Origin of the sequence: Amycolatopsis albidoflavus, from assembly GCF_039525725.1 — a bacterium.
GTDB lineage: Bacteria > Actinomycetota > Actinomycetes > Mycobacteriales > Pseudonocardiaceae > Amycolatopsis > Amycolatopsis albidoflava.
In genome coordinates this window covers 183725-196452 of record NZ_BAAAHV010000033.1, presented here as the reverse complement: position 1 = coordinate 196452, position 12728 = coordinate 183725, and the positions used below count along the sequence as shown (strand labels likewise).

The window sequence follows — 12728 nt, the reverse complement described above, 5'->3', positions numbered from 1 at the left end:
GCTGCGGAGTGGCCGGGCGATGTAAGTCAGCGCGGTGGGTACGGGCCTGGCTGCTGACCGGGTCCCGGCGGCGGGTACTGGGTGCCGGGCTGGTTCGGGTACTGCGGGCCGGGCGGCGGATAGCCGGGCTGGCCGGGGTAGTTCTGCGTGGGATAACCGGGCTGTTGGGGGCCGGGCGTGGGGTAGCCGGGCTGGCCGGGGTAGCCCTGGCCGGGCGGCGGATAGCCCTGCTGCGGCGGGAAGTAGCCCGGCGGCGGGCCTTGCTTCCGCCGGGACGAGGCCCGCGCCATCACCACGATCACGGCCACCACTCCAGCCAGCAGCATCAAGACGATGAGGTGCCAAGGCTGCACAGCCATGATGAAGATCCTCCCCTGGGCGAGGGTCCATCGTAGGCCGCTCAGCTGGGTTCGCGCACCGGAATGGATCAGCCCTGCGGGGGCTGCTGCGGCGGGTACTGCTGCCCGGGCTGCTGCGGATACTGCTGCTGCGCGCCCGGCTGCTGCGGGTACTGGCCCTGCGGCGGGAATTGCTGCGGAGCACCCGGCTGCGGCGGGTACTGGCCTTGCGGCTGCTGCCCGTACGGAGGCTGTCCCGGATACTGCCCCGGCCCAGCCTGCGGCGGCTGCGGAGGCTGCTTAGGCCGTCCCACCGTGAATTTCAGGACCAGTACGACCACCAGCAGCAGGATCAGCGCGCCCGGCAGGACGAAGTTCAGCATGGGCTTCCCAATCGGGTCGGGCACGGACAAAACCAGATGCTAATTCCTCGCCGCGATCAGCGCAGGGCAGCCGCCGCGATCGCCACGCCTTGTTCGGCAGACAAGCCCAATCCGCGGATGACCTCGGCGTACGTGGCCGCCGCGGCTTGGGCCCGCGACAGCGTCTCGTCGCCGGTCGCGCCGACGAAAGTGCCTGCTCTGCCTCGGGTTTCCAGCAGACCGGCTTCCTCGAGCTCGCGGTACGCGCGCGCCACGGTGTTCGGCGCGATGCCCAGGTCCGCGGCTAGTCCGCGCACCGTCGGGAGTTTTGTGCCGACCGCGAGGGTGCCGTCGTTGATCTGGTTTGCCAGCGACGTCCGGACCTGTTCGAACGGCGGGACGGGCGAAGCCGGGTCGTAGCTGATGCTCATCGTTGCCGCCGTTTCCTCCGGATGCTCATCACAATGCCCAGCGCCAGCAGCGCGAACGCCACCAAGAAGCCGATCAGCACCACCCATCCGCTGATCGCGACGCCGGTGTCGCCCGGATGCAGATGCGGTCGCGCCAGGTCCATGCGCCCAGGTTAACGGGCCGCCGCGATCAGTTCGGCCAGATCTTCCGAACCCGCGGGCAGCGCGTCCACCGGCCACCAGCGCAGATCGTCGGATTCCTCGCTGCGCACGGGTTTCGCGCCGGGCGGGGCGTGCACGGCGTACCGGACGTCGAAATGCCGGGTGGGGACGCCGAGCGAGCAGGTGATCGGATGGACGTCCAGGTGCACCGGCGTTTCCCCGATCACCAGGCCGCTCATGCCGGATTCCTCGGTCGCCTCGCGCAGGGCGGCTTCGGACAGCGACGCGTCGGACGGTTCGCAGTGCCCGCCGAGTTGCAGCCAGCGGCCGACGCGCGGGTGCAGAGTGAGCAGGACCTGCGTGCCGGTCGAGTCGAGGACCACCGCGGACGCGGTCAGGTGCCCGGCCTCGCAAGAGCGCTGGCAAGTGTCCGGACGCGACGCCAGAAAGCCGAGAAACGCTTGTCGCAGCGACTCTTGCGAAGCGGCCTCGGGTTTCCACTCGGTCAGCGCGGCGACGGCGGATTCGTGCAGGGTCATCGTTCGATCAGCCAATCGCCGGTGGTGAGCGGTCCGCGCGGGGGAGCGGGTTCGGCCGGGTGCCCGACGGCGACCGCGCCGAGCGGCTGCCACTGGTCGTCGAGGTCCAAAGTGGACCGGACCAGGTCGGCGGCGAAGATGGTCGAGCCGATCCAGCAGGATCCCAGGTCTTCGGCGGCCAGCGCGACCAGCAGGCCCTGCACGGCGGCACCGGCGGCGACGGTGAACATGGTGCGCTCGTGCCGGTTTCGCCGGTCGTCACGGTAGGTGTGCGCGCCTTCGGGCAGCAGGAACGGGATCACCAGTTCCGGCGCGCGGTAGAGAATATCGCCGCGGGACAGGCGTTTCGCGATCTGCTCGGGAGTGAAGCCGTCGCTGGTCAGGTCGGCTTCCCAGGAGGAGCGCATCGCGTCGAGGAGCTTGCGGCGCAGGCCTTCGTCGCGCAGCCAGATGAATCGCACCGGGTGCGTGTGGTGCGGCGCGGGCGCGGTGAGCGCGGCGGCGACGGCGCGACGCATGGCTTCGGGATCCACCGGGTCGTCGCTGAACTGCCGGACGGAACGTCGGTGCGGCACGGCTTCCCGACGGCCTTGTGCGATGGATTCGTTGGTGCCCAAGCGAAAGAGGTCGGTTTCGATCGGGCGGATCAGCTCGCGCGCGGTGGAGCCGTCGTCGTGGATCTGCAATCCGCGCACGACCGCCACCGGCAACCCGCCGAGCTTGCCCTTCACCAGATCCGCGGCGGCGGCGATCTCGTCCGCGACCGCGATTTCCGTGACAGCCAGCTCGTTTCCCTGCGAATCGACCTGTCCGGCGTACCCGTGCAGCACGCGCAGGCCGGACGCGCCGATCGCGGCGTCCGTCTGGCCGACTCGCCAGGCCCGGCCCATGGTGTCGGTGACGACGACGGCCACCTCGACGCCCAGCCGTTCCCGCAAACCGTTGCGCAGCGCCAAAGCGGACGCGTCCGGGTCCGCGGGCAGCAACGCCACTTCGTCGCCGCGCACGTTCGACGCGTCGATCCCGGCCGCCGCCTGCACGATGCCCAGCTGGTTTTCGGTGATCAGCGTGCGCGCGATCCGGGCGACCACCCGCACCGATTCTTCCTCGACCAGCTTGCGCCGGGCCGCGTCGCGCTCCTCGGGATCGCTCGGCACGCGCACCAGGCGGCCCTCGATCTTCGAAAAAGCCTTGCTGGTCACCACGACCACGTCGCCGGACCGCAGCCACGGCGCGGCGGACACGATCGCGCCGGTCAGGTCGTCGCCGGGACGGAACTCCGGCAAGCCAGGGACCGGCAGGATCTCGATCTTCTGGGAAGCATGGTCAGTCAAGAGAGACTCCCGCTACGTCGAGCGCCGCGCGGACCATGTCCGCCGTCGCGTCCACATCGGACATCAGCAGCGGCACCGCGCGCACGTCCACGCCGGGCACCGTGACCTCGTGATCCTCCGGCGCGACGAGCCAGCCGTCGAGCACGCCGCCCTCGGTTCGCGCACCGTAATGCCGGCCGACCGCCTCCGCGGAGGTCTCCACGCCGATCGCGGTGAGGCACGCGTCGGCCATGCCGCGCAATGCTTTCCCGCCGATGATCGGCGACACCCCGACGACCTTCGCGCGGGATTTCCCCAGCGCGTCGCGCACCCCGGGCACCCCGAGCGTCGTGCCGACCGAGACGACCGGGTTCGACGGCGCGAACAGCACGACGTCCGCCTCGGCCAGCGCCGCCAGCACGCCGGGGCCGGGCTTGGCCTCGTCGTTGCCGACCGCGACGATCGAATGCGCGGGCACACCGGCCCGGTAACGCACCCACCACTCCTGGAAGTGCACGGCCTTCTGCTGGTCCGGCTGCTCCGGGTCGTCGATCACGACGTGCGTCTCGACCCGGTCGTCCGACATCGGCAGCAGCCGCACGCCGGGCTGCCAGCGGTCGCACAGCGCCTCGGTGACCTGGGACAGCGGATAGCCCGCGCGCAGCATCCGCGACCGGATCAGGTGCGTGGCGATGTCCTTGTCGCCGAGCCCGAACCAGGTCGGCTCCGCGCCGTAGGCGGCGAGTTCCTCCTTGACCGTCCAGGTCTCGCCCGCGTGGCCCCAGCCGCGTTCGGAGTCGATGCCGCCGCCGAGGGTGTACATGCAGGTGTCGAGATCCGGGCAGATGCGCAGGCCGTGCATCCACACGTCGTCGCCGGTGTTGACCAGCGCCGTGATCTCGTGCGGGGACTCGGCCGACCCTTCCGAGCCGATCGCGGGAAGTCCGAGTGCGGTTTTGACCCCGAGCAGGAAGCGGGCGCCGCCCACCCCGCCAACCAGTACGACGATCTTCACGACTGGCGATCCTCGCACGTCCGCGGCGCCGGGCCCCAGTACCGGTACCTGTGGTGCTCCGAACAGCCCAGCGCGGAATACAACGCGAGCGCGCCGGTGTTGCCCACCGCCACCTGCAGGACCCACTTGTCGGCACCGTGCGCGCGGCCCCAATCCGCGAGCGCGTGCAGCACCGTCGTGGCCAGGCCGCGGCGGCGAAACGCCGGTGCGACCGCGAGCCGGGAGACGTGCAGCCAGTCGTCCACGATCGCGCCGCGCACCGCTCCCGCGGTGATTCCGTCGGCCAGTACGACGCCGTAGCCGACCTTTCCGGTGGTCACGACGTGCCGCTGGGCGGAACCCGGCTCCCTGGTGTTCTCGGCCAACTCCCACCATTCCGGCGTCGCCTGGTCGAGGACCTCGGCGTCGGGCGAAGGCGCGGAGGGCAGCGGGCCGGTCAGTACCGACACCTGGTGCCCGGCGGCGTGCTCGACCTGCTCGCGCCAGCCCGCCGCGGCCACCGCGCGCTCCAGATCGCTGTCTTCCAGCACCTGAACCGCGGGCGAAATGCCGCGGGCGTGGGCGAAGTCACACACGGCCTCGAGCGCGTCCGGGAGCGGACGGCCGGGGTCGCCGACGGCCAGTGTGCTGTTCGCGCGCCCGGTGAAGCCGTCCGCCCAGCGCAAAGTCCATTGTCCGAGCGGCTCCTCGACCACCGCCGGCCATGCTTTCGCGCACACGATTTCGAGCTTTTCCCGGGAGTTCACGGTTAGATTGTGACGGAGAGAGCTGTCCCGTTCCGCAGGAGAACCCATGAGCTACGCGCGCAAGGACGACCGGCACAACGACGAGCTTGTCGACGAGATCGCCGATGGCTTCAAGCGGACTCTCGAAGAAAAACGCGAGGACGGCAAGCCCGCCGGCCCCGCGTTCACGATTACCGGCGATGCCCGGAACGCGCCGAAACCGCGTCGCCGGGACCGCTGAGCGGCGCGGATCCGCCCCGTTTCCAGGGGTGGGATAAGGGTCGCCTAACCACCACCGGGGGCCGGGGAAGCGCGTAATGTCCGCACCGACCGGCCCAGCAGGAGAAGCCAGGAGTACGCAGTGACCTACGTGATCGCCGAGCCCTGCGTCGACGTGCTCGACAAGGCGTGTATCGACGAGTGCCCCGTGGACTGCATCTACGAGGGCGAGCGGATGTTGTACATCCACCCGGACGAGTGCGTCGACTGCGGCGCCTGCGAGCCGGTCTGCCCGGTCGAGGCCATCTACTACGAGGACGACGTCCCGGACAACTGGTCCGACTACACCAAGGCGAACGTCGACTTCTTCAACGAGCTGGGCTCGCCCGGCGGCGCCTCCAAGGTCGGCAAGACCGCGCACGACCCGGGGTTCATCAAGGCTCTGCCCCCGCAGGGCGAATGACCCGGCTGCCCGACTTCCCCTGGGATTCGCTCGCCGAGGTCAAGGCCCGCGCGCAGGCGCATCCCGGGGGCATCGTCGACCTCTCCGTCGGCACGCCCGTCGACCCGGTGCCGGACTCGATCCGCGCCGCGCTCGCGTCCGTGTCGGAGATTCCCGGCTACCCGACCACGCACGGCACGCCTGAGCTGCGCGAAGCGGCCGTCACGGCGTTGCAGCGGCGGTATGGGATCACCGGCGTCGAGCCGGACGCGGTGCTGCCGACGATCGGCTCGAAAGAGGCCGTGGCCTGGCTGCCGCGGCTGCTCGGCTTCGGGCCGGGCGACGTGGTGGTCATCCCGGAGCTGGCGTATCCGACGTACGAGGTCGGCGCGCTGCTCGCGGGCGCCGAGGTGGTGCGCGCGGACGGGCTGACCCAGCTCGGCCCGCGCCGCCCGGCGATGATCTGGCTGAACTCGCCGTCGAACCCGACCGGCCGCGTGCTCGGCGTCGACCACCTGCGCAAGGTGGTCGAATGGGCGCGCGACCGCGGCACCGTCGTGGTGTCCGACGAGTGCTACCTCTCGCTCGGCTGGGAGGCGGAACCGCTGTCGGTGCTGCATCCGTCCGTCCACGGTGGACAGACGGACGGCCTGCTCGCGGTGCATTCGCTGTCCAAGTCGGCGAACCTCGCCAGCTACCGCGCCGGGTTCGTGGCCGGTGACCCTGCGCTGGTGAAGACCCTGCTGGAGGTGCGCAAGCACGCCGGCATGATCGTGCCGCGTCCGGTGCAGCAGGCGATGGTGGCCGCGCTGACCGACGACGAAGCCCTTGCCGAGCAACGCGAACGCTACCGTGCGCGTCGCGTCGTGCTGCGGAAGGCGTTGCAGGACAGCGGGTTTGAGATCACGCACTCCGAGGCTGGGCTGTATCTCTGGGCCACGCGCGGGGAATCCGCGCAGGCCACGGTGGAATGGCTTGCCGAGCGCGGGATTCTGGTCGCGCCGGGGACGTTCTACGGGCCTGCGGGCCGCGACCATGTGCGCGTCGCGCTGACGTCCACGGACGAGCGCATCGAGGCGGCTGCGGAGCGGCTGGCGCAGGGCTGACCGCCTTGCTTCCGCCTGACCTGCCGTCCAGCTCAAAGCGCCCCAATGTGGCATTGGGTGCATCTGACGCACCCAATGCCACATTGGGTGCGTCGCATGCACCCAATGCCACATTGGGGTTTTCTCAGCAGCACCGTGCGGCCGTGGGGTTCAGTAGTCGCGGCCGGTGAAGCCGCGGTAGACGAATCGCGTCAGTGCCTCGATCGCTTCCTCGTCCGACGGCTGATCCCAGCCCGCGGGTGGCGGGGTCAGCAGCCACATCTGCGCGAAGTTGTCGACCAGCTGGTACATCATCGCGATGGTGAGCTGGGTGTTCGCTGGGAGCCGCAAACCGGCCGCGGTGACGTGTGCGAGGTGGCTCTCGACGTCTGAGGCTTGAGCGGCGCCGAAATTCGCGTACGTGGCGGCGAAGTCGTCGTTCACCATCGCCGCCTGGCGCAGCGCGAGCATCGTGGGCGCGTTGGCGCGGTAGAAGTCCCAGTACTGCCGCACGTGCCAGCGGACCGCGGCGGGATCGCTGAAATCGGCCAGATGGTCCTCGGCCATGGCCTGCTGGTCGCTGTCCTCCGCCAGGTCGGCCAGCAGGGCGACCAGCAGTTCTTCCTTGCCCGCGAAGTGGTTGTAGAACGACCCGGCGGCGCGGCCGGCTTCCTTGGTGATGTCGGTGATCTTCGTGTTCAGGTAGCCCTTGGCCGCGAACACGCGCTTGGCCGCTTCCTTCAGCGCCGTTTCCGTTTCGGCGGCTTTGTCCTTGCGGCTCGTCGCCGTCATCCGGCACCTCCCTTGACGCGAACGCTATCAGCGGGCATTCTGAATCTAGATTCACTGAATGTAAATTCACCGAAAGGGGCGAGGGACATGACGGTGCTGGTGGCGGGAGCGGGGCCGACCGGGCTCACGCTGGCGATCGAGCTGGCGCGGCGCGGGGTCGGCGTGCGGATCGTGGACAAGGCGGAGCAGTACTTCGCCGGTTCGCGCGGCGACGGGCTGCAGCCGCGCACGATGGAGGTTTTCGAGGATCTGGGCGTGCTGGACGCGGTGCTCGCCGCGGGTGCGCCGCCGTATCCGATGAAGGTGTACCTCGACGGGAAGTTCGCCATGGTGCGGCGGATGGCCGAGCCGGTCGAGCCGGCGCCCGCGGTGCCGTATCCGAACGCCTGGTTCCTCGGCCAGTCGCAGACCGAAGGGATCCTGCGGGACCGGCTGGCCGAGTTCGGCGTGCGGGTGGAGCTGAACACCGCGCTGACCGGCTTCACGCAGGACGACGAGGGTGTCACCGCCGAGCTGTCGACCGGGGAGACGGTGCGGGCGGAGTACCTGGTCGGTGCGGACGGCGGGAAGAGCTTCGTGCGCAAGGCGCTGGGGATCGCCTTCGAGGGGACCACCGACGAGTCGATCCGGCTGCTGCTGGGCGACGTCTCGGCGGAGGGGCTCGACCACGACTCGGGGTATTGGTTCGCGGCGGCGGACGAGCCGATGTCCGGCGTGGCGTTCACACCGCTGGCGGGGACGCCGCACTTCCAGTTCTCCTCGCCGCTCGGCGACGGCGACGCGGAGGCCTCGTTGAGCGCATTGCAGGCGCACCTGGACCGGGTGTCCGGCGGTGGGATCCGACTGCTCGACCTGGCGTGGTCCACGGTGTGGCGGCCGAACATCCGGCTGGCCGCGGCGTTCCGGCAGGGCCGCGTGTTCCTCGCCGGGGACGCCGCACACGTGCACCCGCCGACGGGCGGGCAGGGGCTGAACACCGGTGTGCAGGACGCGTACAACCTCGCCTGGAAGCTTGCCGATGGCTCACCTGAGCTGCTGGACAGCTACGAGGCGGAACGGCGCGAGGTCGCGGCGCGGGTGCTGGGGGTGAGCAGCGCGTTGCTGGAGAAGTACAAGGATGGTTCCGAGGACGCGCACAAACGCGGGCCGGAGACGCAGCAGCTTGACTTGACCTATCGGGGTGGACCGCTGTCGCCGGTGGGTACCGGTGCGTTGCGACCGGGGGATCGGGCACCGGATGCCCCGCTTGTCGACGGGAATGGCAAGGGGGTGCGGCTGTTCGAGTTGTTCCAGGGTCCACATGCGACCGAGCTGGTGTTCGGCGAGGGAGAGCTGGGGACGGAGCATCCGGCGTATCGGATTTTGCCGCAGGGGTCTGCGGGGGATTTCGTTGATGTCGGCGGGCATGCTTATGCGGCTTATGAAGGGGCGCCGGGGAAGCGGGTGTTGGTGCGGCCGGATGGGTACGTGTGGTCGGTTAAGTGACCGCGTGCTCGGCTTTTTCGATGCGGTGCCACACATCGAGCCACGCGGCCCGGGCTCGGGCGCGTTTGGCCAGCTCGTGTTCGACGATCCGGCCAGCGACGAAGCCCATCTCCGCGTCCGCGTTGGCCAGCGCGCCGCGCACCTTCTCGGCGGCGTAAACCGCGTCCTGGTGATCACCCAGGACGGTCTGGAATTTGCGAGTCGCCTTGATCAGTTCGGACAGCTTGTCAGCCTGCTTCTTCTTCGCCGCCGATCGGGCCAATTCCGCGGTGTAGCGCAGTTTCTTGCCGTGGATGCGTAGTGCGTGCAGGTCGTCGTCCGGCGGGTTCGGCGGCAGGGCGGCGACCGCGCGGGCGAGTTTTCGATACGGCTTCCGCACGTCGGCGGCCAGATCGGGCTTCTCGGACGGCGTCTCGTCGATCTCGTGCTCCGCGGTGCGGGACAGCTGGGCGATGCCTTGCAGCAGGGTCGCGTACCGCGGGCTCGACAGCGCCCGGTTCAGCCGGCGGCGGGCGGTGGTGCGTTCGGCGACGAAGCGGGACACCAGCCGGCGGCCTGGTCTCGGACGTCGAAGTCGGCGATCACCTCGCGCAGGTGGCCGATCAGGACGTCGTAGTCGCGGACCTCCCCGAGCACCTGGCCCAGCCAGCCGAGATCGGCGCGCACCGGTTCCGCGGTGGCCCCGACCAGCGCGCTGGAGGATTTCAGCACGCTCCGCATCCGCCGTTGCGCCACGCGCATCTGGTGCAGTTCTTCCGGATCGGCACCGGCCCGGGTGCCGGGTTCGCGGGACAGCAGTTCGCGCAGTTCGTGGTCGAGTTTGGCGCGCACGTGCGCGGCCGCCGGGGCCTCGGGGTCCGCTTTCGCCGGTTCGGCGGGGAGCCCGAGTGCGGCCGGCGTCGTCGGTTCCGGAGTGCGGCGGCTGGTCGCTTCGGAAGTCACGTGGTTAATGGTAGGTGAACAACGAGCGGATCGGAGTCCGCCGAAACAGCGAGAGGGTGCGCTCCCGCCGCGGGAAGCGCACCCTCTCGAAGGCTGGATCAGTTGGCGTGCAGTGCTTCGTTCAGCTTGATGCCGACGCCGCCGCGCGGCACGACCTCGACCGCGCCGGTCGCGGAGTTGCGCCGGAAAACCGCGCCGGAGATGCCCGATAGCTCGCGTGCCTTGACCGTCTTGCCGTCGACCTCGACCTTGGTGCCCGCGGTGATGTACAGCCCGGCCTCGATCACCGAATCGTCGCCGAGGGAGATGCCCGCGCCGCCGTTCGCGCCGATCAGGCAGCGCTCGCCGACCGAGATCACCTCGGTGCCGCCGCCGGACAGGGTGCCCATGATCGACGCGCCGCCGCCGACGTCGCTGCCGTCGCCGACCAGCACGCCCGCCGAGATGCGGCCCTCGACCATCGACGCACCGAGCGTGCCCGCGTTGAAGTTGACGAAGCCCTCGTGCATGACGGTGGTGCCGGACGCGAGGTGCGCGCCGAGGCGTACGCGGTCGGCGTCGGCGATGCGGACGCCGGTCGGCAGCACGTAGTCGACCATCCGCGGGAACTTGTCCACGCCGTACACCGCGACCGCGCCGCGCGACCGCAGCCGCAGCCGGGTCTGCTCGAAGCCCTCGACCGGGCACGGGCCGTGGCTCGTCCACACGACGTTGGCCAGCAGGCCGAAGATGCCGTCGAGGCTCTGCCCGTGCGGCCGGACCAGCCGGTGCGACAGCAGGTGCAAGCGCAGGTAGACGTCGTGGGCGTCGGCGGGCGCGGTGGCAAGGCTGCCGATCGTGACGCGCACCGCGACGACCTCGACACCGCGGTCGGTGTCCGGGCCGAGCAGTGCGGCCGCGGACTCGCCGAGCAGCTCGGCGGTCTGCTCCGCGGTCAGCCGTTCGGTGCCGCTGGTGCCTGCGTCGACCAGCTTGGGGTGCGGGTACCAGGTGTCCAGCACGGTCCCGTCGGACGTGACGGTCGCCAGCCCGACGCCGACGGCGCCGGTCGTTTCGGGGTCAGGGGTCTGCTCGCTCACGCTGGTCACGGTAGCCGAAGCGAGCCGGATCAACCCGTGGTGGCCAGCTGGTTCACCTTTTGCTTGACCTCGGTCAGCGCGGCCGAGATGGACACGAGCGCCTGCGTGCACTCCCCGCCCGGCGTCGCCACGGTGGTGCAGCCTGCCTGGCGGAACGCGCCGACCGCCTGGTCGATCGCGGTCGCGTCGCGGTCGAGCGGCTGGTTGACCGTCTTGCCTGCTTTCGCCAGCTTGTGCACCGAACCGGCGGTGTTGCCCACCTCGGTGACGTATTTCTCACAGCCCTTGGGCAGCTGGGTTTGCGGGCCGGTGAAGCAGGAGTCGGCCGACAGCGCCTCGAGCTTGGTCGGCAGGGCGTCCGGACCCGGATCGCCGGCGCCCGGACGGGCCTTGGGCCCGGCCTCGGTACTGCAGCCGGTGAGGACGAGGGCGAGGACGCCGAGAGCGACCAGGGAGCTTCGCGTGCGCACGTCCTCACGGTAGCCCCCGTGCTGGCTGGGTACGGTGCCGGTATGACCTCCCTTGACCTGCGCGCCGATCCGGCCGAGCTCACTGCTGCCCTTGTGGATGTGTTCAGCGTCTCTGGGGAGGAGGGGCGGCTTGCTGACTTGGTGCAGGCGGCGTTGGTGGAGCAGGCTCCGCATTTGGAGGTTGTGCGGAATGGGGATGCTGTGTTGGCACGGACTCATTTGGGGCGGGCTTCGCGGGTGATTCTTGCCGGGCATTTGGATACTGTGCCGGAGAATTCCAACTTGCCTTCTCGGCGTTCTGGAGCTGGGGACGATGCGGTGCTGCATGGGCTTGGTTCGGTGGATATGAAGGGTGGGGATGCGGTGTTTTTGCATCTCGCCGCTACTTTGCCGGAGCCTCGGCATGATGTGACGTTTGTTTTTTATGACAATGAAGAGGTTGAGGCGGTTAAGAACGGGCTTGGGCGGATTGAGCGGGAGTTGCCTGAGTGGCTCGTGGGGGATTTGGCGGTTGTGGGGGAGCCGTCTAATGGGGTGATTGAGGCTGGGTGTCAGGGGACTTTGCGGGTTGAGGTTCGGACTTCTGGGGTTCGGGCGCATACTGCTCGGGCTTGGATGGGGTCGAATGCGATTCACGCGTTGGCTGAGCCGTTGCGGCGGTTGGATTCTTATTCGGCTCGGGTTGTCGAGATTGATGGGCTGACTTATCGGGAAGGGCTGCAGGCTACTGCTATTTCTGGTGGGGTGGCTGGGAATGTTGTGCCTGATGCTGCTGTTTTGACGGTTAATCATCGGTTTGCGCCGGATCGGGGGGCGGAGCAGGCTGAGGCTCATGTGCGTGAGGTTTTTGACGGGTTTGATGTGACGTTGGTGGATATGTCGCCGGGGGCGTTGCCTGGGTTGTCGGAGCCTGCTGCTGCGGAACTTGTGGCTGCGGCTGGGGGGACTGCTGCGGCTAAGTTGGGGTGGACGGATGTGGCTCGGTTTGCTGCGTTGGGGATGCCTGCGGTGAATTTTGGGCCTGGGGATCCTACGTTGGCGCATACGCAGCAGGAGAATGTTCGGGTTGGGGAGATTCGGGGGGTTGCTGAGGTGTTGAGGAAGTTCCTTAGTTGAGGGGTCGGCTCGTCGCCTGGCGGCGACATTGCGCACGGGTGGTTGCGTGGGGCACCCCGAAGGTTGATTGTGCTGACGGTCTGGGGGTGCTTGTCAAGGCGGGAAAGATGCCTTGACAAGCACCCCCAGACCGCAGGAGAGCTTCGTATCGGGGTGCGGGGGAGGGGCTGGGTGCCTCGATAGTTGGGTGCACTGGTGCGGTTTGGGGGCTGGGTGCACCGAAGGTTGGGTGCA

Annotated in this window: 16 protein-coding genes and 1 pseudogene; 5 read left to right on the top strand and 12 right to left on the bottom strand. The window is 69.3% G+C overall.

All coding sequences use genetic code 11. The features are described 5' to 3' along the window. Window positions 1–26: 26 nt before the first annotated feature. The 8 genes from ABD156_RS47290 to ABD156_RS47255 all read right to left on the bottom strand — a co-directional run bounded on the left by ABD156_RS47290 (window position 27) and on the right by ABD156_RS47255 (window position 4885). Window positions 27–359, bottom strand: coding sequence for a hypothetical protein (locus ABD156_RS47290; protein ID WP_344288712.1), 333 nt, complete (start codon window positions 357–359; stop codon window positions 27–29). A gap of 68 nt (window positions 360–427) precedes the next feature. Beyond that, the gene (locus ABD156_RS47285) at window positions 428–745 is read right to left on the bottom strand and encodes a hypothetical protein (RefSeq protein ID WP_344288710.1); all 318 of its coding nucleotides are present in this window, start codon (window positions 743–745) and stop codon (window positions 428–430) included. A 32-nt stretch (window positions 746–777) separates the two neighbouring features. Next, entirely contained in the window at window positions 778–1131 is a 354-nt protein-coding gene (locus tag ABD156_RS47280) for a GntR family transcriptional regulator (RefSeq protein WP_344288708.1), read from the bottom strand. Beyond that, window positions 1128–1274 carry an LPXTG cell wall anchor domain-containing protein gene (locus ABD156_RS47275; protein ID WP_344288706.1) on the bottom strand — a complete coding sequence of 49 codons (147 nt, stop codon included), beginning with the start codon at window positions 1272–1274 and terminating at the stop codon, window positions 1128–1130. The genes ABD156_RS47280 and ABD156_RS47275 overlap by 4 nt, the downstream gene beginning before the upstream one ends. Before the next feature lie 9 nt (window positions 1275–1283). After that, the gene (locus ABD156_RS47270; RefSeq protein ID WP_344288704.1) at window positions 1284–1811 is read right to left on the bottom strand and encodes an NUDIX hydrolase; all 528 of its coding nucleotides are present in this window, start codon (window positions 1809–1811) and stop codon (window positions 1284–1286) included. After that, complete coding sequence (locus tag ABD156_RS47265; protein WP_344288702.1) at window positions 1808–3145, bottom strand: coenzyme F420-0:L-glutamate ligase; 1338 nt, start codon at window positions 3143–3145, stop codon at window positions 1808–1810. The genes ABD156_RS47270 and ABD156_RS47265 overlap by 4 nt, the downstream gene beginning before the upstream one ends. Then, window positions 3138–4139, bottom strand: a complete 1002-nt coding sequence (cofD, locus tag ABD156_RS47260) for a 2-phospho-L-lactate transferase (protein WP_344288701.1) — start codon at window positions 4137–4139, stop codon at window positions 3138–3140. Before cofD ends, ABD156_RS47265 begins: the two co-directional genes overlap by 8 nt. Next, complete coding sequence (locus ABD156_RS47255; RefSeq protein ID WP_344288700.1) at window positions 4136–4885, bottom strand: GNAT family N-acetyltransferase; 750 nt, start codon at window positions 4883–4885, stop codon at window positions 4136–4138. The genes cofD and ABD156_RS47255 overlap by 4 nt, the downstream gene beginning before the upstream one ends. A gap of 46 nt (window positions 4886–4931) precedes the next feature. On the opposite strand from ABD156_RS47255, the gene ABD156_RS47250 reads away from it, so the two are divergent. The 3 genes from ABD156_RS47250 (at window position 4932) to dapC (ending at window position 6631) form a co-directional block, all read left to right on the top strand. Then, window positions 4932–5105 carry a hypothetical protein gene (locus ABD156_RS47250; RefSeq protein ID WP_093575832.1) on the top strand — a complete coding sequence of 58 codons (174 nt, stop codon included), beginning with the start codon at window positions 4932–4934 and terminating at the stop codon, window positions 5103–5105. Window positions 5106–5225: 120 nt separating this feature from the next. Then, window positions 5226–5546 carry a ferredoxin gene (fdxA, locus tag ABD156_RS47245; protein WP_009072848.1) on the top strand — a complete coding sequence of 107 codons (321 nt, stop codon included), beginning with the start codon at window positions 5226–5228 and terminating at the stop codon, window positions 5544–5546. Continuing rightward, complete coding sequence (gene dapC / locus ABD156_RS47240; RefSeq protein WP_344288695.1) at window positions 5543–6631, top strand: succinyldiaminopimelate transaminase; 1089 nt, start codon at window positions 5543–5545, stop codon at window positions 6629–6631. Before fdxA ends, dapC begins: the two co-directional genes overlap by 4 nt. Before the next feature lie 150 nt (window positions 6632–6781). On the opposite strand, the gene ABD156_RS47235 is transcribed toward dapC, so the two are convergent. Next, window positions 6782–7402 carry a TetR/AcrR family transcriptional regulator gene (locus tag ABD156_RS47235; protein WP_344288693.1) on the bottom strand — a complete coding sequence of 207 codons (621 nt, stop codon included), beginning with the start codon at window positions 7400–7402 and terminating at the stop codon, window positions 6782–6784. 87 nt (window positions 7403–7489) lie between these two features. On the opposite strand from ABD156_RS47235, the gene ABD156_RS47230 reads away from it, so the two are divergent. Next, window positions 7490–8887, top strand: a complete 1398-nt coding sequence (locus ABD156_RS47230; RefSeq protein ID WP_344288691.1) for an FAD-dependent monooxygenase — start codon at window positions 7490–7492, stop codon at window positions 8885–8887. Here ABD156_RS47230 and ABD156_RS47225 read toward each other — a convergent pair. From ABD156_RS47225 to ABD156_RS47215, 3 genes and pseudogenes are all read right to left on the bottom strand, one after another. Beyond that, window positions 8880–9829 (bottom strand): annotated as a pseudogene (locus tag ABD156_RS47225) (CHAD domain-containing protein). The gene ABD156_RS47230 and the pseudogene ABD156_RS47225 sit on opposite strands and share 8 nt — an antisense overlap. A 98-nt stretch (window positions 9830–9927) precedes the next feature. Next, window positions 9928–10908: a 2,3,4,5-tetrahydropyridine-2,6-dicarboxylate N-succinyltransferase gene (gene dapD / locus ABD156_RS47220; protein WP_344288688.1), complete on the bottom strand. Its 981-nt coding sequence runs from the start codon at window positions 10906–10908 to the stop codon at window positions 9928–9930. 29 nt (window positions 10909–10937) lie between these two features. Next, on the bottom strand, window positions 10938–11378 hold the full coding sequence (locus ABD156_RS47215; RefSeq protein ID WP_344288686.1) for a hypothetical protein: 441 nt from the start codon (window positions 11376–11378) through the stop codon (window positions 10938–10940). A 42-nt stretch (window positions 11379–11420) separates the two neighbouring features. Here ABD156_RS47215 and dapE point away from each other — a divergent pair, with 42 nt between their 5' ends. After that, complete coding sequence (gene dapE, locus ABD156_RS47210; RefSeq protein ID WP_344288684.1) at window positions 11421–12494, top strand: succinyl-diaminopimelate desuccinylase; 1074 nt, start codon at window positions 11421–11423, stop codon at window positions 12492–12494. Window positions 12495–12728 lie beyond the last annotated feature (234 nt).